This window comes from Microbacterium sp. MDV22-iso44, assembly GCF_058629135.1.
Map to the genome: position 1 here is coordinate 296,875 of NZ_JBZVWS010000002.1, position 19,648 is coordinate 316,522.

Genomic DNA, 19,648 nt, shown 5'->3' on the forward strand with positions numbered 1-19,648 from the left:
CGAGCTCCTTCGGGTCAGCGGGACGGGTCGGTGGTGCGGGTACGGGGGACGACGACCATCGGGACCGGGATCTCGCTCAGGAGCTTCGCGGCGACGGAACCGAGGAAGAGGCGGCGCGGCTGGGCGAGCCGGCTCGACCCGACGAGGATCAGTTCGCCCGGCAGCCAGTCGAGGTGCGCGACGGCGTCCTCGATGCTGTCGCCCTTGGCGGTCACGATGTCGGCGCGGACGCCTTCCGGGATCGCCGCGAGCACATCGGTGAGGACCTGCTCGGCGTGCGCCGCGCCGGCGAGGCGGATGACACCCGTGTCGACGGAGGCCGGCAGGTCGACCGTCACGAGCGAGACGAGCCGCAGCGAGGCACCGGTCGCCGAGGCGAGGGCGACGGCCTCCTCGAGGAGGACGTCCGCTCCGGCGCGCGTGCCGACGGCGACGGTGAGGCGCGGGACACCGGCATCCGTCACCCGCTTGCGGGCACCGCGCGGCACGAGGACGACCGGCACGTCGGAGGAGTGCAGGAGCTGGCTCGTCGTGGAACCGAGCCGGTGTCGTCCGCGGGCGCCGCCGTCGGCCGCGCCGACGACGAGGTGCGTTGCACCGAACTCGTCCGCGGCCTCGACGAGCCCCTCGGCGAACGACTCGGCGTAGCGCGCGTGCTCACGGTGCACGACGCCCGTCTGCACCGACGCGGCGGCCTCTGCGAGCCAGGACTCCGCCTGACCGAGCAGGTACCGATCGTACGAGGCGTCGGGCGGGGTGATGACGCTCCGCCCCTCCCCCGGCAGGACGAGGACGATGTCGAGTTCGGATCCGGATGCCGCCGCGATCCCGCCCGCGACGGCCACCGCATCGCGGCCCGCCTTCGTCGCGGTGTACCCGACGACGATGCGGCTGCTCATACTCGGCCGTCCGCGAGGACGTTCCGCGCGGCCAGGCGTCCCATGCGGATCGCGCCGTCGACGTGCTGGTAGCCGGCACCGGCGATGTCACTGCACGCGAACTGGATCGGGCCTACCGGGGTGCGGACGTCGGCGCCGTAGCGGTGCAGACCACCGAGGTCGAAGCTGGCCGCGTACGCGCCGCGGGTCCACTCCTCGGTGCCCCAGTCGCTCTCGTAGTAGACGACGGGGTCCTTCGCCTCGGGACCGTAGTAGTGCGACAGCGACTCGAGGATCCGTTCCTTGCGCTCCTCCGCGCTGAGGCGGAACATGTCGTCGGCGTTCCGGTCCGAGACGAAGCCCACGAGCGTCCCGCGCGGGTCGTCGTGGTTCGTGTTGTCGTACGCCTCGTGGCAGATCTCGTACGGGCTGAACGCGGTGCCCGAGAGCCCCTTCTCGCGCCAGAACGGCGTCTCGTACACGGCGTGGACCTTGATGACGAAGCCCATCGAGATGTGCTGGTGCATCTGGTGCTGCAGGCGCGGCATCGGCGGGACGAAGGAGATGCGGTTGTAGAGCACGGGTGCGACGGCGAGGACGGCGCTCCGGGCGCGGACCGTCAGTCCGTCCGCGTGCGCCGTGACCCCGGCATCCGACCACTCGATGGTGCGGACGGGACGGTTCAGGAAGACGTCGTCGCCGAGCCGCTCGGCCAGGAGGACGGGAACCTGCTGGAGTCCTCCGACGACGCGCTTGTCGAGGATGAAGTCCGCGTCGACGAGGTGCGAGTAGCTGCCCGCGCTCGCCGCCATGAGCAGCGACTGCAGCAGCGAGAACGCGTGCGTGGGCTTGGTGAGCATGGCGGATCCGGTCGCGAACGCGAGGTTGCGGACCGCCTCGTCGTCGTCGGTCTGCTGGCGCAGCCACGCATCCCACGTGATCGTGTCCCACTCGGCGGCCTTCGGGTGCGCGAAGGGACGGTCGGGGTCGATCTCGGCGACCATCGCGTCGAGACGCCGGGTGATCTCGTCGATCGTCCGTTCGGTCTCGGGGCTCACGGGGAACATCTCCCCCGTGAAGCGCGAGACGGTGCCGTCGGGTCCGACGTAGACGCTGTCTCCTTCGCGGTAGCGGCTGAAGGTGTCGAGACCCAGCTCGGCGACCGTGTCGATGAGCGCGTCCTGGTCGGGCGAGACCCACTGCCCGCCGAGCTCGAGCATGGCGCCGTCGATGACGTCGGTCCACAGACGCCCGCCGACGCGCTCGCGCGCTTCGAGGACCGCGACAGACAGGCCCGCCTTGCGCAGCTCGTGCGCGGCGGTGAGGCCGGCGGCGCCGGCGCCCACGATGACGACGTCTCGGGTGATCTCAGTCATTCACGACTCCTTCGTTGGAGGGGATGCGCTCGTTCGACGCGTGGTCGGGACGGCGACGGAGGTTGCGGCGGACGAGCGGCCAGAACACGAGGAGGACGCCGGTGGCGATGAGACTCGTCCACACCTGGGAGCGTCCCGATTCGGACGTCAGCATCACGACGACCACGGCGGCGATCGCCGCGATGAGGAGGATGTTGAGCCACGGGTGGAACCACACCTTGAGCTTCAGCTTCGCCAGCTCGTCAGGCGTCATCTTCTGGCGCAGTCGCATCTGCGTGAGGGCGATGAAGACGTAGACGAAGAGGGCCACGAGGCCGGCCGAGTTCATGATGAAGTCGAAGATGCCCGAGGCGGGGGCGAGGAAGTTGACGAGAGTGGCGATGAGCCCGCCGATCGTCGAGGCGAGAAGCGCGACGACCGGGACGCCGGTCTTGGACCGTGTGGTCACGGCCTTCGGCGCGAAGCCCTTGTCCGCGAGCGCGGCGAACATGCGCGACGCCGAATACAGGCCGGAGTTGAGCACCGAGAGCACGGCGGTGAAGATCACCAGCTGCATGATGACGTCGGCGCCGGGGATGCCGAACTTGGCGAGCGCGATCGTGAACGGCGCGTTGGCGACGTCGGTCGGCACGGGCAGTTCATCCCACGGGACGACCGCCACGATGACGAGGACCGAGCCGACGAAGAAGAGCAGGATGCGCCAGATGATCGTGCTGGTGGCCTGACGGATGCCCTTGGCCGGATCGACCGACTCGGCGGCGGCCATGACGGCGATCTCGGTTCCGAAGTACGAGAAGATCACGAGCGCGACGCCCGTGAAGGCGACGCCGATGCCGTTGGGGGCGAACCCGCCGTGCTCCCAGAGATTGGGTACCGAGAAGGTCGCGTTCGGCCACAGTCCGAGCGCGAACAGGAGGCCGGCGCCGAGGAACACGACGATGGCGAGGACCTTGATGCTCGCCAGCCAGAACTCGACCTCACCGAAGGTGCGGACGGAGATCAGGTTCGTGCCGACGAAGATCGCGATGAGGATGAGGGACCACGCCCACGACGGCACGGCGGGGAACCAGGTCTGCATCGTCTCGCCCCCGAGGACCGCCTCATAGGCGAGGACGCCGACCCAGAAGTACCAGTAGAGCCACCCCACGAGGTAGGCCGCCCAGTCGCCGAGCCCGACGCGGGCGTACTCCATGAACGAGCCGATCGCGGGACGGGATGCCGCCATCTCGCCGAGCATGCGCATGGCGAAGAACACCAGGAGGCCGCCGACGAGGTAGGACAGGACGGCGGCCGGACCGACCGTCCGGATGACGTTGCCGGAGCCGACGAACAGACTGGCGCCGATGATCCCGCCCAGGGTGATCATCGTCACGTGACGCGAACGGAGCTTGTTCGAGCGCGCTTTGGTGACCGCTCCGAGTCCCGCGGAGGTCTCGGGCGAGACGGGATTCGACCAGTTGTCCGTACCCGCCATACTCAGGCCTTCCCCAGCGCCTCTGCGAGGACGTCGAGGCCCTCCGCCAGGAGCTCGTCCGAGATGGACAGCGGCGGCAGGAACCGGATGACGTTGCCGTAGGTGCCGCAGGTCAGGACGATGACGCCCGCCGCGATGCATGCCTTCGCGATCGCCCCGGTGAGCGCGGCGTCGGGGGCGCCCGTGGTCGGATCGACGAACTCGGCGGCGATCATGGCGCCCAGTCCGCGCACCTCGCCGATGCGGGGATCGGATGCCGCAAGCTCGCGGAGCCGCGTCGTCAGGACCTTCTCGATCTCCTGCGCCCGCCCGATGAGGCCGTCGTTCTCGAACGCGTCCATCGCGGCGAGAGCCGCGGCGCAGGCGACGGGGTTGCCGCCGTAGGTGCCGCCGAGGCCACCGGTGTGCGTGGCATCCATGATGTCGGCGCGTCCGGTGACCGCGGCCAAGGGCATTCCCCCAGCGATGCCCTTGGCCGTGGTGATCAGGTCCGGCACGATGCCGAAGTGTTCGCTCGCGAACATGGCGCCGGTGCGGGCGAACCCGGACTGCACCTCGTCGGCGATGAAGACGACGCCGTTCTCGCGGCACCAGTCGACGACCGCCGAGAGGAAGCCGTCGGCGGGGACGACGAAGCCGCCCTCGCCCTGGATGGGTTCGATGATGACGGCGGCCAGGTTGTCGGCACCGACCTGCTTCTCGATCATCGAGATCGCGCGGGCCGCGGCATCCGCCCCGGACAGCCCGTCGCGCAGCGGGTACGAACCGGGCACGCGGTAGATCTCGGAGGCGAACGGACCGAAGCCGCTCTTGTAGGGCATCGACTTCGCGGTCAGCGCCATCGTGAGGTTCGTGCGGCCGTGGTACGCGTGGTCGAACGCGACGACGGCCTGCTTGCCGGTGAACTTGCGGGCGATCTTCACCGCGTTCTCGACCGCCTCGGCGCCGGAGTTGAACAGCGCGCTCTTCTTGGCGTGGTCTCCGGGGGTAAGCCGGTTGAGGGTCTCGGCGACCTCGACGTACGACTCGTACGGCGAGATCATGAAGCAGGTGTGAGTGAGCTGCGCGGCCTGCGCGGCGATCGCCTCGACGACCTTGGGGTGGGCGTTGCCCACCGTCGTGACGGCGATACCGGAGCCGAGGTCGATGAGCGAGTTGCCGTCGGCGTCGAGGACGACGCCTCCGCCGGCGGCGACGGCCGCGATCGGGACGGTGTGACCGACGCCCGCGGCGACGGCCTCGGCCTTGCGTGCGAGGAGCTCCTGCGAACGGGGGCCGGGGATCGCGGTCTCGAGGCGGCGTTCCTGCGGAAGGGACGGTCCACCGAGGGGCGTGCTGACGGGAGCGATCGAGGTACTCATGCGGCGAGCGTAGAGGTGTGCGCGCGTGCGGTCACTCGCCATTGCGTCTATTCTCGGCGCAGGACTGTACGCGTCGTACACCGGAGAGGCCGACATGGTGGCACGGGATGCCGATCCCACCCTGCGCGCCCTCATCGGTCGGGGGGAGCTGAGACTACGGCTCGCGGGCGCCGAGGCCGATCTGCCGCCGGGCGCCCTCGACCGGGCGACGCGGTGGGTGCACAGCTCCGACCTCGACGATCCGACCCCGTTCCTCGCCGAGGATCTCGTGCTCCTGACGACCGGGACGCAGTTCCCCACCGGCATCCGCTACCCCTTCGACGCTTACGTGGGGAGACTCGTCGACCGCGGTGTCGCCGCACTCGGGTTCGGGACCGAAGTGGTGCGCGACGGCATCCCGCCGGGACTCGCCGTCGCCTGCCGCCGTGCGAACCTGCCGCTGTTCGAGGTGCCCTACAGCACGCCGTTCATCGCCGTCGCGCGCGCCAACGCCGAAGCCGTCGCCGCCCAGGCGTACGCGCGGCGCAGCTGGGCGCTGTCGGCGCAACGCGCGATCGCCCTCGCGGCGCTCCGGCCCGACGGACTCGACGCGACGATCGCCGAGCTCGCCCGTCAGCTCGACACGTGGGTGGGGATGTACGACGCGGCCGGCGAGCTCGTCCGCGAACACCCCGCCGGCGCCCTCTCGGAGGGAGCGGCGGGAGCACTCCGAGCCGAAGTCGGGGCGGTGCTGCGACGCGGAGCGCGCGCCGGTTCGTCGTTGCGCTCCGACTCCGACGCGTTCACGCTGCAGACCCTGGGGCGCGGCGGAGAGCTGCGCGGCGTCCTCGCGATCGCGGCGGGCGAGCTCGACCGCGCCGGCCGAGACGTCGTCACGGCCGTCATCGCGATGGCGGGCCTCGCCCTCGAACAGCACCAACGACTGTCGCGCGCCCGCAAGGCGCTACGGTCCGGGATGGTGCGCTCGATGCTCACCGGCGACCCGGGCCTGGCCCGGCAGATCTCCCGCGACGTGTGGGGCGCCCTTCCGCCCGCGCCGGTCGTGGTCGCGGTGACGGATGCCGCCGGTCGGCGCACGGACGCCCTCCTCGACCTGCTCGAGCTGCGCGCCGAGGAGCGCCACGGCGGTCTGTTCTTCGGCAGCGTCGACGACGACGTCGTGATCGTGGTCCCGGCATCCGCTGCGCCCGTGCTCGACGAGTTCCCGGAACGGTTCGACGTGCGCCTCGGCCTGTCGGAGCCGGCACCCTACGCCGAATTCGCGCGCGCCCTCGACCAGGCCCGCGCGGCACGGGGCCGCGCCTCGGGCCCGGGGATCGTGAGGTTCGAGGAGGTGCAGGCCCGCGGCATCCTCTCAGCCCTGTCGGCAGGACAGGCGACGACGGTCGCCGCGGCGTACCTCGACCCGCTCCGCGAACACGATCGCTCGCACGGCGCCCGGCTCGAGGAGACCCTGCGGGCCTGGGTCGTCGCCGACGGCTCGAACGACGCCGCCGCGACCGCGCTCGGGGTCCATCGGCACACCGTCCGCACGCGCCTCGCCGCCGCCGAGCGCATCCTCGGCGTCGACCTGTCGTCGTTCGCCGCCCGCGCTGAGCTGTGGGCGGCCTTGCACCTCGGGCGGTGAGGGCGGGGCGGGCATGTCGTGTGGCGCGGTGCGGGACCGAACGGCGGAGAATCTCGCGCCGCGCCGGGCTCGCCGTGGCGGCGCGCGGCGTGTCCCGCTGGATCTCCGCCGTTCGTGGCACCGGGGAGTCCTCCACCCCCGCGGCGGCGGTTGCTCCGTCCACGACCTCGGCGGACGAATGGCCACGGCCGGTGGGTCTGCGGGAGGGTGCCGTCGTGTGCGAGGACGGGGCGGGGCTGACGACGACGGCGGAACTCCGGCGATCGGGGCTGAGCCCCGCGGCGATCGCTGCCGCAGTGCGGGCTGGAACGATCACGCGTATGCGCCGCGGCACGTATGCCGCACGCGGAGCATGCGTGCCCGTGCGGGAGGCGGCGCGGCACGGCGGCGTCCTCGGCTGCGTCAGCGCCGCGCGGCACCGAGGCCTGTGGACGCTCGAGGCCGGTACGGACCTCCACGTCTGGATGCGCGCCGACGGTCACCGCCTTCCCCATGACGGATGCCGGTGCCTCGACCACTGGGATGCCGCACCGTCGGCCGGGCGTCTCGCCGCGGCATCCGTTCCCCGCATCCTGAGGCAGACCTGGCTGTGCCGCGGCGTCGAGGAGTTCTTCGTGGCGGTCGAGTCCGCGCTGCATCTCGGGATGCTGACGCCCGCGGGTCGGGCGTGGCTGCGCCGTACCTGCGGAGACGGCGCCCGCGTGGCGCTGGACTTCGCCGGAAGCGATTCGGAGAGCGGCCTCGAATCGCTCCGGCGTTGGCGCCTGCGGGGCACCGGGGTCTCCCTGCGCGCCCAAGTCGACGTCGCCGGCGTGGGCCGGGTGGACTTCCTCCTCGGCGACCGCGTGATCCTCGAGGCGGACGGAGCGGAGCACCATGCCTCGGAGAGCGCACGGCACCGCGACCTGCTGCGCGACGCGAATGCCGCAGCCTGGGGCTACGTCACGCTCCGCTTCGACTACGCGATGATCGTGCACGACGGGGACACGGTGCGCGCCGCCGTCGACGGGCTCCTGGCCTCCGGCATCCACCGCTCCTGACTCGAGCCGTACGGCGGAGATCCGGTCCGACACGCCGGAGAACGGATGCCGCACCGCGGCGCGTCGCGCAGATCGCCGCCGTGCGACCCGAACCTCACTCCGGCGCGTGCGCCTCGAGGAACTCGTACAGGTCGGTCGTGTCGACCCCGGGGAAGGCTCCGGTCGGGAGGGTCGCGAGCAGGGTGCGGGGCGTCCGGACGTTCGGCCACGCCTGGTCGCGCCACGTGCGCTCGAGCTCGACCGGGGGACGCCGGCAGCAGACCTCGACGCCGTGGCGCGACACCCCGCGGTTCGGCGTCTCGCGCCCGATGAACCACTTCGTGTCGTCGAAGCGGACGCCGACGCTGACCGAGTGAGCGCCGTCGCTCGAGGACTCCACACGGGCCGTGCACCAGTACGTCCCGTTGCCGGTGTCGGTGTACTGGTAGTACGGGTTGAACTTGTCGGGGATGTCGAAGACGACCCGGCTCGTCCACCGCCGGCAGCACAGCTGCCCCTCGATCGAGCCGAACCGGTCGGCGGGGAAGTTCACGTCGTCGTTCTCGTACGCCTTCGTGATCGTGCCCGATTCGTGCACCTTCAGGAAGTGGACCGGGATGCCGAGATGCCGGGTCGCGAGGTTGGTGAACCGGTGCGCGGCGGTCTCGTACGAGACCGAGTACGCGTCGCGCAGGTCTTCGATCGAGATCGCGCGGCGCGTCTTCGCGTCCTGCAGGAACGCCGTCGCGTGCGACTCGGGCACCATGAGCGCGCCGACGAGGTAATTGGTCTCGACGCGCTGGCGGAGGAACTCGGCGTACGAGGTCGGCTCCGCCTGCCCGAGGATGCGACCGGCGAGCGCCTGCAGCACCGGCGTCCGCGAGTCGCCGCGGCCTGGGATCGTGCTCGAGAGGTACAGCCGCCCGGTGCGGTTGTCGGCGACGGAGCGGGTGGATGCCGGCAGGTCCGACACGTAGTGCAGCGAGTACCCGAGGTGCGCCGCGATCTCGGACGCGGTCCGCTGCGTGAGCGGCCCGCCGGGGTGGTCGACGGCCGCGAGGATGGCTTCGGCCTGCTCCTCGAGTTCGGCGAAGTAGTTGTCCTGCCTGCGCATGAGGTGCCGCAGCTCCACGTTCGCCCGACGTGCCTCTTCGGGTGTCGCGGAGCGCTCGTCGTTCAGCCGCTCGATCTCGCCGTGGAGTGTCAGCAGCGTCTCGAGGACGCCGTCGGGGACGGACTTCCCGATACGGAAGGGCGTGATGCCGAGAGCCTGGAAGGTCGGTCCCTTCATCGCGCGCTCGAGGGAGATCTCGAGGGTCGCGCGCTCGTCGAGCGGCTCTGCCGTCAGGAGCGCGTCGATCGTCGTGCCGAGGGCCCGGGCGATCGCCTGGAGCAGTGAGAGCTTCGGCTCGCGCTTGCCGGTCTCGATCATCGACAGCTGGCTCGGCGCTCGCGAGACGGCGGCCGCCAGCTCGTCGAGGGTCATCCCGCGCGCCGTGCGCACCTGTCGCACGCGCCGCCCGATGCTCAGCGCGTCCGGTCCGTGATCAGCGGATGCCGCATCCGCCCGATCTTCATCGATCGTCATGACGGGGAGTGTGTCACGGCAGCAGAAGATCGCGCAATCTTCCCGTCCCGAATCGTCTCGCAGTACGGCCTTCTTCTCGCACAGTGGTGTCACGACCCGCTCCCGACCCCTCAGGAGGACGCCATGACCTTCCCCACCACCCCGCTGGCCCATCCGATGCGCGCCGGAGATCAGAAGCAGAGCGCCGCCGACCTGCAGGCCGAGTGGGACGCCGACCCGCGCTGGGACGGCGTCGAACGCACCTACAGCGCCGAGGACGTCATCCGGCTGCGCGGGTCGGTCCGCGAAGAGGCGACCCTCGCCCGTCGCGGCGCGGAGAACCTGTGGAACCTGCTGCACACCGAGGACTACGTGAACGCGCTCGGCGCGTACACCGGCGGCCAGGCCGTCCAGCAGGTGCGCGCCGGACTGAAGGCGATCTACCTCTCGGGGTGGCAGGTCGCCGCCGACGGCAACCTCGCGGGCCAGACGTACCCCGACCAGAGCCTGTACCCCGCCAACTCGGTGCCGTCCGTGGTCCGCCGCATCAACAATGCCCTGACGCGGCAGGACCAGATCGAGCACGCCGAGGGCGGCGCGACCCGCGACTGGCTCGCTCCGATCGTCGCCGACGCCGAGGCCGGATTCGGCGGCCCCCTCAACGCGTACGAGCTGGCGCTGTCGATGATCCAGGCGGGGGCCGCCGGCATCCATTGGGAGGACCAACTCGCCAGCGAGAAGAAGTGCGGCCACCTCGGTGGCAAGGTGCTCGTTCCGACGCAGCAGCACATCCGCACGCTGAACGCGGCCCGGCTCGCCGCCGACGTGGCGGGGGTGCCGACGATCATCATCGCCCGCACCGACGCGCTCGCCGCCGACCTGCTCACGAGCGACGTCGACCCGCGCGATCAGGGATTCACGACGGGCGAGCGCACGGCCGAGGGCTTCTACCGGGTGCGCCCCGGACTCGACGCCGTCATCAGCCGCGGCCTCGCCTTCGCCCCGTACGCCGACCTGCTCTGGGTCGAGACCGGCGAGCCCGACATCGAGCTCGCCCGCGCCTTCGCGGCGGGGATCCACGAGCGCTTCCCGGGCAAGCTGCTGGCCTACAACTGCTCGCCGAGCTTCAACTGGAAACGCCATCTCGACGACGAGCAGATCGCGACCTTCCAGCGCGACCTCGGCGAGCTGGGCTACGCGTTCCAGTTCATCACCCTCGCGGGCTTCCACGCCCTCAACCATTCGATGTTCGACCTCGCGAAGGGCTATGCGGAAAGCGGCATGACCGCGTACGTGGCCCTGCAGGAGGCGGAGTTCGCCGCCGAGAAGCACGGCTACACCGCCACCAAGCACCAGCGGGAAGCCGGAACCGGCTACTTCGACCTCGTCTCCACGGCGCTCAACCCCGACAGCGCCACCCTCGCCCTGGTCGGATCGACCGAGACGGCGCAATTCCACTGACACGACCGGATGCCCCGGCATCCCCTTTCTTCAGGAGTACGACATGACCCTCATCGACACCCCTCCCCCCACGACGACCGCCCTGACCGTCCGCGGACCGCTGCGCGAGCGGTACGAGGAGATCCTCATGCCCGGCGCCCTCGACTTCGTCGCGCAGCTTCACGAGCGGTTCGGCGGACGCCGCCACGACCGTCTCGCCGACCGGATGCGGCGCCGTTTCGAGATCGGCAACGGTCAGGATCCGACCTTCCGCTCCGACACCGCGCACATCCGGGACGACCCGGACTGGCAGGTCGCCGGAGCCGGCCCCGGCCTCGAGGACCGCCGCGTCGAGATCACCGGCCCCACCGACCCGAAGATGACGATCAACGCGCTGAACTCGGGTGCCCGCGTGTGGCTCGCCGACCAGGAGGACGCCACGAGCCCCACCTGGAAGAACGTGATCGAGGGGCAGCTGACGCTCCGCGACGCGATCCGCGGCGAGCTGCGCTTCACGAGCCCCGAAGGGAAGATCTACGAGGTCACCGCGGAACGGACGCCGACGATCGTCATGCGTCCGCGCGGGTGGCACCTGCCCGAGAAGCACATCGACGTCACCGACCGCTCGGGCCGGACGCTCGCGGCATCCGGTTCACTCGTCGACTTCGGCCTCTACGTCTTCCACAACGCCGAACGCCTGATCGCCGACGGCCGCGGCCCCTACTTCTATCTGCCGAAGATCGAGTCGGCCGAGGAGGCGAAGCTGTGGGACGACGTCTTCACCTTCAGCGAGCGGTTCCTCGGGATCGCCCACGGCACGATCCGGGCGACGGTGCTGATCGAGACGCTGCCCGCCGCGTTCGAGATGGAGGAGATCCTCTTCGAGCTCCGCGACCACGCGGCGGGACTGAACGCCGGCCGCTGGGACTACATCTTCTCGATGATCAAGAACTACCGCGGCCGCGGTGCGCGCTTCGTCCTGCCGGACCGCAGCCAGGTGACCATGACCGTGCCGTTCATGCGGGCTTACACCGAACTGCTCGTCCAGACCTGCCACAAGCGGGGCGCCTTCGCGATCGGCGGCATGAGTGCCTTCATCCCGAATCGGCGCGACCCCGAGGCGACCCGCACCGCGTTCGAGAAGGTCGCCGCCGACAAGAAGCGCGAGGCGGGCGACGGGTTCGACGGCACCTGGGTGGCGCACCCCGACCTCATCCCGGTGGCGCAGACCGAGTTCGACGCCGTCCTCGGCGACCGCCCGAATCAGGTCGATCGCCGACGGGACGAGGTCCACGTGTCGCCCGCACAGCTCATCGACTGCCACATCGGGTTGCCGATCACCGCAGCCGGTGTCCACGGCAACGTATCGGTCGCGATCCGGTACATCGAGGCGTGGCTGCGGGGCCTCGGGGCGGTCGCGATCGACGGACTGATGGAGGATGCGGCGACCGCCGAGATCAGCCGTTCGCAGATCTGGCACTGGATCCACCAGGACCTGTCCACCGAGGACGGCACGCGCATCACGCGCGACTACGTCGAGGACCTCGTCGCACAGGTGCTCGACGAGGCGATCCGCCACGACGGCGACCGGTTCGACGACGCCGCACAGGTGTTCCGCGAGGTCGCGCTCGACGAGGACTTCCCGGCGTTCCTCACCCTCGGCGCCTACGCGCGATTCCTCGTGGAGTGACCCGCCGTCGGGGTGACCGTCAGCCGAGGTCGACGGCCACCCCGCCGGACGCGATGCGGATGGGCGCGACGTGCAGGCCGCGATAGATGTACTGCTCGTCCCAGCCGTGGAAGACGAGCACATCACCGTCGGCGGTCGACACGACGTCCTGGCCTCCAGGACCACGGAAGGCTCCGTCGCTGCCGGAGGTCGTCAGGATCGGCTCGGGCTGCTTCCGATACGGGCCCTCGAGCTCGTCCGACCAGGCCGCACCGACGGCGTACGAGTCGCCGCCGTAGTCATTCGCCGAGTAGAGAAGGGCGTAGCCCCCGTCGCGGGCGACCAGGGTGGGTGCTTCGACGAGAGCCCCCTCCCACGGCTGGTCCTGCGCGAGGAGGGCGACGGGCGCGGCGGCCAGCGACAGCCCGTCGGCCGCCAACGGGGCCATCATGAGCCGTGTGTCGAGGGCGCAGCAGTTTCCGTCCGTTTTCCACAGCAGGTAGCGGGTGCCGTCCGGGTCGTCGAAGGTGGCGGCGTCGATCGCGCCGCCCTCCTCAACGGGACACACGAGCGGCTCGTCGGATGCCGGGACGAAGGGCTCGTCGAGCGACGGCGCGACGGCGACGCCGATGCACTGCCGACCCGACGCAGCGTGCTCTGCGGTGACGTACATGACGTACTCCTCACCGAGAGCCGTCACCTCGGGCGCCCAGGTCCGCCCGGGTGACGCCCACGCCGGCAGCGTCGGCAGCGCATCGCGCCGTTCGACCGTCCAGCTCTCGAGGTCGGCCGACGTTGCGACGCGGATGTTCAATCCGTGGCTCCCGGTGGCGAACGCGGCGTACCCGGAATCGGTCGACACCACGTCGGGATCGGGGAAATCCTCGTCGAGCACGAAACCCGTTCCGGATGCCGAGTCCGCGGAGGGCGCCGGCGCGGACTGCGACGCGGCGCCGCAACCGCTCATCGCCAGCACCCCCACGATTGTGAACGCTGCCAGCTCTAGGGCGCGTCTCATCCCTTCACCGCCGCTCCGGCCACCGAATCGACGATCTGCCGCTGTGCGAAAGCAAAGAGGATGAGGACCGGAATCGAGGCGATCGCGGCGCCGGCCATGACGATGCCGAAGTGGGTTCGGAACGCGCCCTGAAGCATGGCGAGTCCGGGCTGGAGCGTCATGTTCTCGGGCGAGAGCAGGACGTACACGGGCCACAGGAAATCGTTCCAGTTGCCGAGGAAGGAGAGAACGGCCAGGGTCGCGAGAGCCGGCCGCGCGAGAGGGAGCGCGACCTGGAAGAAGATTCGGAAGTCCCCCGCACCGTCGATGCGGGCCGCCTCCTCGATCTCGGGAGGGATGCCGAGGAAGAACTGGCGGAGGAAGAAGACCCCGAAAGCGCTCGCCGCCCCCGGCACCGTGATCGCGAGGATCGAATCGAGCCACCCGAAGTTTTCGACCAGCAGGTAGTTCGGGATCAGGAAGACGACCGGCGGCACGAGCAAGGTCGCGATGATGAGACCGAAGACGATGTTCCGGCCTGCGAAATCGAGCCGGGCCAGGGCGTAGGCGGCCATCGACGCGGTGACCAGGATGAGTACGGTCTGCAGCGTCGCCGCGGCGAAGCTGTTCCACAGCCAGAGGAAGATCGGCTGCTGACCGCTGAGCAGGAGCGTCTGGTAGGCCTCGAGCGAGGGCGGGGAAGGAAGGGCGTACGGGTTGCGGACGGCATCCGCGTCGGTCTTCACCGAGGTGAGCAGCATCCAGATGAGCGGGAAGATCACGACGAGCGCCAGGGCGCCGAGAACGGCGTATGCGGTGAGGTCCCCCGCTCGACGGGGGGATCGGCGGCGCACGGGGCGCGACGGCTTCGTCGTGGCGGGACGGACGGCGGTGTCGGTCATGAGGCGGCTTTCTCGCTGCGCTCGCGCTGCAGGCGGAAGTTGACGACGCTGATGATCGCCAGGAAGGCGAAGAGCACGTAGCTCATCGCCGAGGCCGGCGCCATGTTGTTCTGGGACAGGCCCTGGTCGGCGATGTACATGATCGCGGTGCGGGTCTCGTTGCCGGGACCACCGTTCGTCAACAGGAACGACTGTCCGAACATGTTCGCCGAGGCGAGGATCGTCGTCGTCGTGATGAAGATCATGACTGGGCGCAGTCCGGGCAGCGTCACGCTGAAGAACGTGCGGGCGGCTCCCGCGCCGTCAAGCGCCGCGGCCTCATAGAGGTCGGTGTTGATGCCCTTGAGACCGGCCAGGAAGATGACGGTGTTGAGCCCCGCGGTCCACCAGACGGTGACACCGACCAGCGAGACCCACACCCAGGGCGTGTCGACCACCCACGGAGTGTCGCTCGGCAGGCCGAACAGCCCAAGCAGGTGGTTCAGGATGCCGGACTGCGTGTCGAAGACGTAGCTCCAGATCACGCCGACGATCGCGACACCGAGCACGTACGGCGCGAAGAAAACGGTTCGGAAGAAGGTGGCTCCCCGCAGCTTGCGGTTCAGGAGGACGGCGATGAACAGCGGCACGACCACGAGGAACGGGACGCTCAGGACGACGAACAGCCCCGTCGCCCGCATCGAGTTCCAGAAGTCCGCCGACGTGGTCGAGCCCGCGGTGAAGAGGTCGAGGTAGTTCTTCAGGCCGATGAAGTCCTGACTGTCGCGGAACGGGGACCAGTTGGTGAGGCTGATCCACACGCCGAACACGGCCGGCACGATGACGAACGTGACGAACAACGCCAGGAACGGTGCGAGGAACAGGTAAGCGATGAGGGTGCGCCGACGGCGTGCGGCCGGACGACGGCCACGACCGCCCGGCCGACCGACGATGCGGTCGGCCGGGACGGCCGTCGTGGCGGCGAGGTCACTCGCCATACTTCTGCTGGTTCTGTTCGATGATCGCGTCCGCCTTCGCCTTCGCATCGTCGAGCGCAGCCTGCGGCGTCTTCTTGCCGGTCAGCGCCTCATTGATCGCGGTGGTGATGAGCGCGTTGGCCTCGTTGATGCCGGGCGACACGGTCTCATAGTGGGCGTAATCGAGCTGTTCCATGAACGGCTCGAGGTTGGGGTACTTCTCGAGGATGGCCGGGTCCTCGCGGACCGTGTTGGCCGCGGGGAGCTCGCCCGTCTCCGCCCAGCCGGCCGAGTTGTCGTTCATCCACTTCACGAAGGTCGCGGCGGCCGAGGTCTCGTCAGCGCTCTGTCCCTTGTTCGCGGGGAAAACCCAGTGCGTCGAGCTCGACCAGACGGCCTTCTCGTCGCCGATCTGCGGCACCGGGGCGGCTGCCCAATCGAGGTCGCCGAAGGCGGTGTTGGTGGTCTGCCACACGCCGTTCCAGTTGAAGGCGGTGTCGCCGGCGAGGAGCGCCTTGATGTTGCCGTCCTGCGCGACGTTCTTCGGGCTGTAGCCCTTGTCGACGAGGTCGGTCATCCAGGTGAGCGCCTTGACCCCGGCATCCGAGTTGAAGGTCGCCTCGGTCACGTCGTCGTTGTACAGATCGCCGCCGAACTGCCAGAGCAGGCTCTGGAACTCGAACGTCCCCGTGAAGACGTAGCCGTCGACCCACTCGCCCTGGACGCCGGCCGCCTTCAGCTTCTCGAGCGCGTCGAGGTAGCCCTGACGGTCCGTCGGCACCTCGGTGAGGTCGGCCTTCTTCATGACGTCCTTGTTCGCGAACATCCCGAGCGGCGTGACGCTCCACGGCACGGCGTACTGCGCGTCGCGGAAGTCCCCCATCCCGAACACGTCGGGCGGGAAGTCGCCCTCGCTGTAACCGAGCCCCTCGATGATCTCGTCGGCGGGCTGCAGCAGGTTCTGCGCGGCGTACGTCGCCAGGTCGTCGCCGTGGAGGACGGCGACATCGGGCCCCTTGCCCGCCTTCACCGCGAGCGGCATCTTGGAGTTGATGTCCGCCCATTCCTGGGGGACGTTCTTGACCTTGATGTTGTCGTGCTCGGCGTTGAACTTGTCGATCAGCTTGGGGACGATGGTCGGCGCGGCGCCGCCCGTCCAGCCGTGCCAGAAGGTGACTTCGACGGCGGGACCGTCGTAGTCCTCGCCCGACACCCCGCCCTCGCTGGAGTTCGATGCCCCGCAGGCGCTGAGTGTGACGGCGAGCGCCGTGGCGACGCCGAGACCGAGGCCCCGCGAAAGTCGCGTAGTCATGTGATTGCTCTCCTTTGAGTACTCCCCGCCCGGAAGCTCGGGCGCGCTGTGTGAGTGTCGTCGAACTTACAGCGCTAGAAATTTGGTGTCAACGGGCTCGGCCACCGCCTGCCGGAGCGAACCGGGCGAGCGCTGTACTGTGGCCCGCGAGCCGTTGAAGGGAATCTCCATGCGAGGACCGCGCCTACAGGACGTCGCAGAACGGGCGGGCGTGTCGATGAAGACCGTTTCCAACGTCGTCCGCAACCACCCACACGTCTCGGCCGCGATGCGCGAGCGAGTTCAGCGAGCGATCGACGAACTCGGCTACCGGCCCAACGTCGTCGCCCGACGCTTGGCCACCGGGCGAACGGGTTTCGTCGCCGTCGCCTTCGCCGATGTCGCGATCCCCTATTTCGCCGAACTCGCGCACGTGGCGTCGCGACGGGCTCGGGATTTCGACTACCGCGTGCTCCTCGAAGAGACCGACGACACGATCGAGGGCGAGCGCGCCCTCATCGCGAGCTCCGAGGCGGGCCTCGTCGACGGCATGCTCTTCCAGCCGTCGAAGATGACCCCCTCCGAGATCGCCCAGCATCGTTCGCAGATCCCCATCGTGCTCCTCGGCGAGATGCCTGCGCCCCTGACGATGGACCACGTCATGATCGACAACGTGGCCGCAGCGCGCGAGATCACGACACACCTGCTGGATTCAGGCAGACGACGGATCGGCTTCGTCGGCCACGAGACGACGTCCCTCAGCGAGACGTCCCGCCAGCGCATCATCGGATACCAGGAAGCCCTGACGGGGGCGGGCGTCCGGGCCGACCCGCGGATGCTCGTGGCCACAGCGTCCATAGATGCCGCCGACACGGCGGCCGCGGTGCGTCAGGCACTGAGCGAGGGGTGGGATGTCGACGCGGTCGTGTGCCGCGACGACCTCGCCGCGATGGGCACCCTTCGAGCCTTGCACGAGCGCGGGATCCGCGTGCCGGAGGACGTGGCGGTCACCGGGTGGGACGACACACGCCTCAGCGCCGTCACGTTCCCGAGCCTGACGAGCGTCAGTCCCGACGTCGATGCACTGTTCACCCGTGCCATGGAGCTTCTCCTAGAGCGGGTCGCGGGGTATGACGGCGCAGGGCGGCATGAGATCGCCCCCCATCGGATCGCCATCCGCGAGAGCGCGCCGTCGATCCCTGCACCCTGAACAGGCCCATCGAACCTTCCAGGTTTACAGCGCTGCACAGCATGAGGCATGCTGGACGCCATGATCGATGACGACCACGGCGCCGTGCGTGCCAGCACGCAAGACGGCACCTACCCCCGGCCCCAGCTCGTCCGGTCGACATGGGCAGACCTGAGCGGCTCGTGGGCCTTCGCCCACGACGACGCCGACGAGGGCGTCGCCTCTGGGTGGCCGGCATCCGGGGTCGCCCAACGGGACATCGTCGTCCCGTTCCCGCCCGAGTCGTCCGCGTCGGGCGTCGGGGACACCGGGATGCACCCGATCGTCTGGTACTCCCGCGACCTCACCGACGCCGACCTGCGGGCCGCCGGTCACGAGTCGGGCCGGCGCCTCCTCCTGCACTTCGGAGCCGTCGACTACCGCTGCGACGTCTGGGTCGACGGATCACTCGTCGGTTCGCACGAGGGAGGTCACACGCCGTTCGTCCTCGATGTGACCCGCGCTGCACGCTCGGGGTCCCGTGTGGTCGTCCGCGTCGAGGACGACCCGCTCGACATCGCTCAGCCCCGCGGAAAGCAGGACTGGCGCGAGGATCCCCACGTCATCTGGTACCACCGGACGACCGGGATCTGGCAGCCGGTGTGGCTCGAGAGCGTGCCACCCCTCCACGTCACCGGGCTCCGATGGACGACGGACCCGCGCGCCGGGATCGTCACGGTCGACCTCGAACTATCCGCTCGACCTCGGTCAGGGACGGATGCCGCGATCTCCCTCTCGTTCGCCGGACGTACGCTCGCGACGGTCCGCGCCGTCGTCACCGAGAACGAGGCGACCGTCGTCCTGCCCATCGCCGAGCTCCGCAACGGCCAGGCCTACGAGGAGCTGCTGTGGTCTCCCGAGCATCCGCGCCTCATCGACGCCGAGGTGCGGGTCGGTGACGACGTCGTCGCCTCGTACCTCGGCATCCGCACCGCTCATGTCGCGCGCGGACGGTTCTGGCTGAACGACCGTCCCTACTATGTGCGCTCCGTGCTCAACCAGGGGTACTGGCCCGAGTCGCACCTCGCCGCGCCGTCGGCGGCTGCCCTGCGAGAGGAGGCGGAGCTCATCCTGTCGATGGGCTTCAACGCGACGCGGGTGCACCAGAAGTTCGAGGATCCGCGCTTTCTTCTCGCGGCCGACCAACTGGGTCTGCTCGTCTGGGGCGAGGCGCCCGGCACCTACACGTTCACGCAGACCGCCATCGAGCGCACGACGCGCGAGTGGCTCGAGGTCGTTCGCCGCGACGCATCCCACCCGTCGATCGTCACGTGGGTGCCGCTCAACGAGAGCTGGGGCGTGCAGCACATCGCGACGGATCCGCGGATGCAGCACTTCGCCCGGGCTCTCGTGTCGCTCACGAAGGCCCTCGACCCGACCCGACCCGTCGTGTCGAACGACGGCTGGGAGCAGGTCGACACCGACATCGTCGCGATCCACGACTACGAGTGGCGGCCCGAGGTCGTGCGGGAGCGGTATGCGACGGATGCCGGCATCCGTCGCCTCATCGACGCGACCGGACCGGCGGGTCGCGACCTGGTCCTCGGCGGCGACGTGTCGGATGCGCCCGTCATGCTCACCGAGTTCGGCGGCATCTCGTTCGACACCGCCGCGGCCGAGGGTGCCTGGGGCTACTCCTCCGCGACCTCGCCCGACGGCTTCGCGGAACGCTTCGAGGGGCTCATGGCAGCCGTCCATGCGAGCGAGGCACTCGCGGGCTTCTGCTACACCCAGCTCGCCGACACCCTGCAGGAGACGAACGGCCTCGTCACCGACGACCGCACGCCGAAGATCCCGATCGACCGCATCCGCGCGGCGATCATCGGGAGCCACGCCGGCTGAGGCGCGGCGCCCGGTGCGCCG

The 19,648-nt window shown here is 69.8% G+C and carries 15 protein-coding genes; 6 read left to right on the forward strand and 9 right to left on the reverse strand.

The window, feature by feature from the left end; all coding sequences use genetic code 11:
- Positions 1-14: 14 nt before the first annotated feature.
- From AC4NN1_RS08165 to gabT, 4 genes are read right to left on the reverse strand one after another with little or no spacing between them, the layout of a single operon-like run.
- A complete protein-coding gene (locus AC4NN1_RS08165) occupies positions 15-899 on the reverse strand; it encodes a universal stress protein (protein ID WP_018186952.1) in 885 nt (294 codons plus the stop codon).
- Positions 896-2,254: a flavin monoamine oxidase family protein gene (locus tag AC4NN1_RS08170; RefSeq protein ID WP_491954994.1), complete on the reverse strand. Its 1,359-nt coding sequence runs from the start codon at positions 2,252-2,254 to the stop codon at positions 896-898. The genes AC4NN1_RS08165 and AC4NN1_RS08170 overlap by 4 nt, the downstream gene beginning before the upstream one ends.
- A complete protein-coding gene (locus AC4NN1_RS08175) occupies positions 2,247-3,728 on the reverse strand; it encodes an amino acid permease (RefSeq protein WP_491954995.1) in 1,482 nt (493 codons plus the stop codon). The genes AC4NN1_RS08170 and AC4NN1_RS08175 overlap by 8 nt, the downstream gene beginning before the upstream one ends.
- A 2-nt stretch (positions 3,729-3,730) precedes the next feature.
- Positions 3,731-5,089, reverse strand: a complete 1,359-nt coding sequence (gene gabT, locus AC4NN1_RS08180; protein ID WP_491954996.1) for a 4-aminobutyrate--2-oxoglutarate transaminase — start codon at positions 5,087-5,089, stop codon at positions 3,731-3,733.
- 94 nt (positions 5,090-5,183) lie between these two features.
- Here gabT and AC4NN1_RS08185 point away from each other — a divergent pair, with 94 nt between their 5' ends.
- Together AC4NN1_RS08185 and AC4NN1_RS08190 are read left to right on the forward strand one after the other, a co-directional pair.
- Complete coding sequence (locus tag AC4NN1_RS08185) at positions 5,184-6,716, forward strand: PucR family transcriptional regulator (protein ID WP_491955210.1); 1,533 nt, start codon at positions 5,184-5,186, stop codon at positions 6,714-6,716.
- Positions 6,717-6,931: 215 nt separating this feature from the next.
- Positions 6,932-7,756, forward strand: a complete 825-nt coding sequence (locus tag AC4NN1_RS08190; RefSeq protein WP_491954997.1) for an endonuclease domain-containing protein — start codon at positions 6,932-6,934, stop codon at positions 7,754-7,756.
- Between the two features lie 94 nt (positions 7,757-7,850).
- Here the strand turns inward: AC4NN1_RS08190 and AC4NN1_RS08195 are convergent, their stop codons facing one another.
- A complete protein-coding gene (locus tag AC4NN1_RS08195) occupies positions 7,851-9,323 on the reverse strand; it encodes a helix-turn-helix domain-containing protein (RefSeq protein WP_311859136.1) in 1,473 nt (490 codons plus the stop codon).
- A gap of 123 nt (positions 9,324-9,446) precedes the next feature.
- Here AC4NN1_RS08195 and aceA point away from each other — a divergent pair, with 123 nt between their 5' ends.
- Together aceA and aceB are read left to right on the forward strand one after the other, a co-directional pair.
- Positions 9,447-10,763, forward strand: coding sequence for an isocitrate lyase (gene aceA / locus AC4NN1_RS08200; protein WP_491954998.1), 1,317 nt, complete (start codon positions 9,447-9,449; stop codon positions 10,761-10,763).
- A gap of 43 nt (positions 10,764-10,806) precedes the next feature.
- Positions 10,807-12,432: a malate synthase A gene (gene aceB, locus AC4NN1_RS08205; protein WP_491954999.1), complete on the forward strand. Its 1,626-nt coding sequence runs from the start codon at positions 10,807-10,809 to the stop codon at positions 12,430-12,432.
- 19 nt (positions 12,433-12,451) lie between these two features.
- Here the strand turns inward: aceB and AC4NN1_RS08210 are convergent, their stop codons facing one another.
- The 4 genes from AC4NN1_RS08210 to AC4NN1_RS08225 are packed head-to-tail and all read right to left on the reverse strand — an operon-like array spanning position 12,452 to position 16,578.
- The gene (locus AC4NN1_RS08210; protein ID WP_231370957.1) at positions 12,452-13,378 is read right to left on the reverse strand and encodes a glycoside hydrolase family 43 protein; all 927 of its coding nucleotides are present in this window, start codon (positions 13,376-13,378) and stop codon (positions 12,452-12,454) included.
- A gap of 47 nt (positions 13,379-13,425) precedes the next feature.
- Complete coding sequence (locus AC4NN1_RS08215) at positions 13,426-14,310, reverse strand: carbohydrate ABC transporter permease (protein WP_018186942.1); 885 nt, start codon at positions 14,308-14,310, stop codon at positions 13,426-13,428.
- Positions 14,307-15,287 (reverse strand): carbohydrate ABC transporter permease, encoded by a 981-nt coding sequence (locus tag AC4NN1_RS08220; protein WP_018186941.1) that lies wholly within the window; start codon positions 15,285-15,287, stop codon positions 14,307-14,309. The genes AC4NN1_RS08215 and AC4NN1_RS08220 overlap by 4 nt, the downstream gene beginning before the upstream one ends.
- Positions 15,277-16,578: an ABC transporter substrate-binding protein gene (locus AC4NN1_RS08225; protein WP_311859128.1), complete on the reverse strand. Its 1,302-nt coding sequence runs from the start codon at positions 16,576-16,578 to the stop codon at positions 15,277-15,279. Before AC4NN1_RS08225 ends, AC4NN1_RS08220 begins: the two co-directional genes overlap by 11 nt.
- Positions 16,579-16,795: 217 nt before the next feature.
- Between AC4NN1_RS08225 and AC4NN1_RS08230 the strand changes: the two genes are divergently transcribed.
- Together AC4NN1_RS08230 and AC4NN1_RS08235 are read left to right on the forward strand one after the other, a co-directional pair.
- Entirely contained in the window at positions 16,796-17,767 is a 972-nt protein-coding gene (locus tag AC4NN1_RS08230; RefSeq protein WP_491955000.1) for a LacI family DNA-binding transcriptional regulator, read from the forward strand.
- A 48-nt stretch (positions 17,768-17,815) separates the two neighbouring features.
- Positions 17,816-19,627 carry a glycoside hydrolase family 2 protein gene (locus AC4NN1_RS08235; protein WP_491955001.1) on the forward strand — a complete coding sequence of 604 codons (1,812 nt, stop codon included), beginning with the start codon at positions 17,816-17,818 and terminating at the stop codon, positions 19,625-19,627.
- Positions 19,628-19,648: the final 21 nt, after the last annotated feature.

Bases quoted from the DNA above. Each gene is read 5' to 3' on its own strand.
- AC4NN1_RS08170 (WP_491954994.1), bottom strand. From the start codon at position 2,254: ATGACTGAGATCACCCGAGACGTCGTCATCGTGGGCGCCGGCGCCGCC.
- AC4NN1_RS08175 (WP_491954995.1), bottom strand. From the start codon at position 3,728: ATGGCGGGTACGGACAACTGGTCGAATCCCGTCTCGCCCGAGACCTCC.
- aceA (WP_491954998.1), top strand. From the start codon at position 9,447: ATGACCTTCCCCACCACCCCGCTGGCCCATCCGATGCGCGCCGGAGAT.
- AC4NN1_RS08225 (WP_311859128.1), bottom strand. From the start codon at position 16,578: ATGACTACGCGACTTTCGCGGGGCCTCGGTCTCGGCGTCGCCACGGCG.
- AC4NN1_RS08235 (WP_491955001.1), top strand. From the start codon at position 17,816: ATGCTGGACGCCATGATCGATGACGACCACGGCGCCGTGCGTGCCAGC.
- AC4NN1_RS08220 (WP_018186941.1), bottom strand. From the start codon at position 15,287: ATGGCGAGTGACCTCGCCGCCACGACGGCCGTCCCGGCCGACCGCATC.
- AC4NN1_RS08215 (WP_018186942.1), bottom strand. From the start codon at position 14,310: ATGACCGACACCGCCGTCCGTCCCGCCACGACGAAGCCGTCGCGCCCC.
- aceB (WP_491954999.1), top strand. From the start codon at position 10,807: ATGACCCTCATCGACACCCCTCCCCCCACGACGACCGCCCTGACCGTC.
- AC4NN1_RS08195 (WP_311859136.1), bottom strand. From the start codon at position 9,323: ATGACGATCGATGAAGATCGGGCGGATGCGGCATCCGCTGATCACGGA.
- AC4NN1_RS08230 (WP_491955000.1), top strand. From the start codon at position 16,796: ATGAAGACCGTTTCCAACGTCGTCCGCAACCACCCACACGTCTCGGCC.
- gabT (WP_491954996.1), bottom strand. From the start codon at position 5,089: ATGAGTACCTCGATCGCTCCCGTCAGCACGCCCCTCGGTGGACCGTCC.
- AC4NN1_RS08210 (WP_231370957.1), bottom strand. From the start codon at position 13,378: ATGAGCGGTTGCGGCGCCGCGTCGCAGTCCGCGCCGGCGCCCTCCGCG.
- AC4NN1_RS08165 (WP_018186952.1), bottom strand. From the start codon at position 899: ATGAGCAGCCGCATCGTCGTCGGGTACACCGCGACGAAGGCGGGCCGC.
- AC4NN1_RS08185 (WP_491955210.1), top strand. From the start codon at position 5,184: ATGGTGGCACGGGATGCCGATCCCACCCTGCGCGCCCTCATCGGTCGG.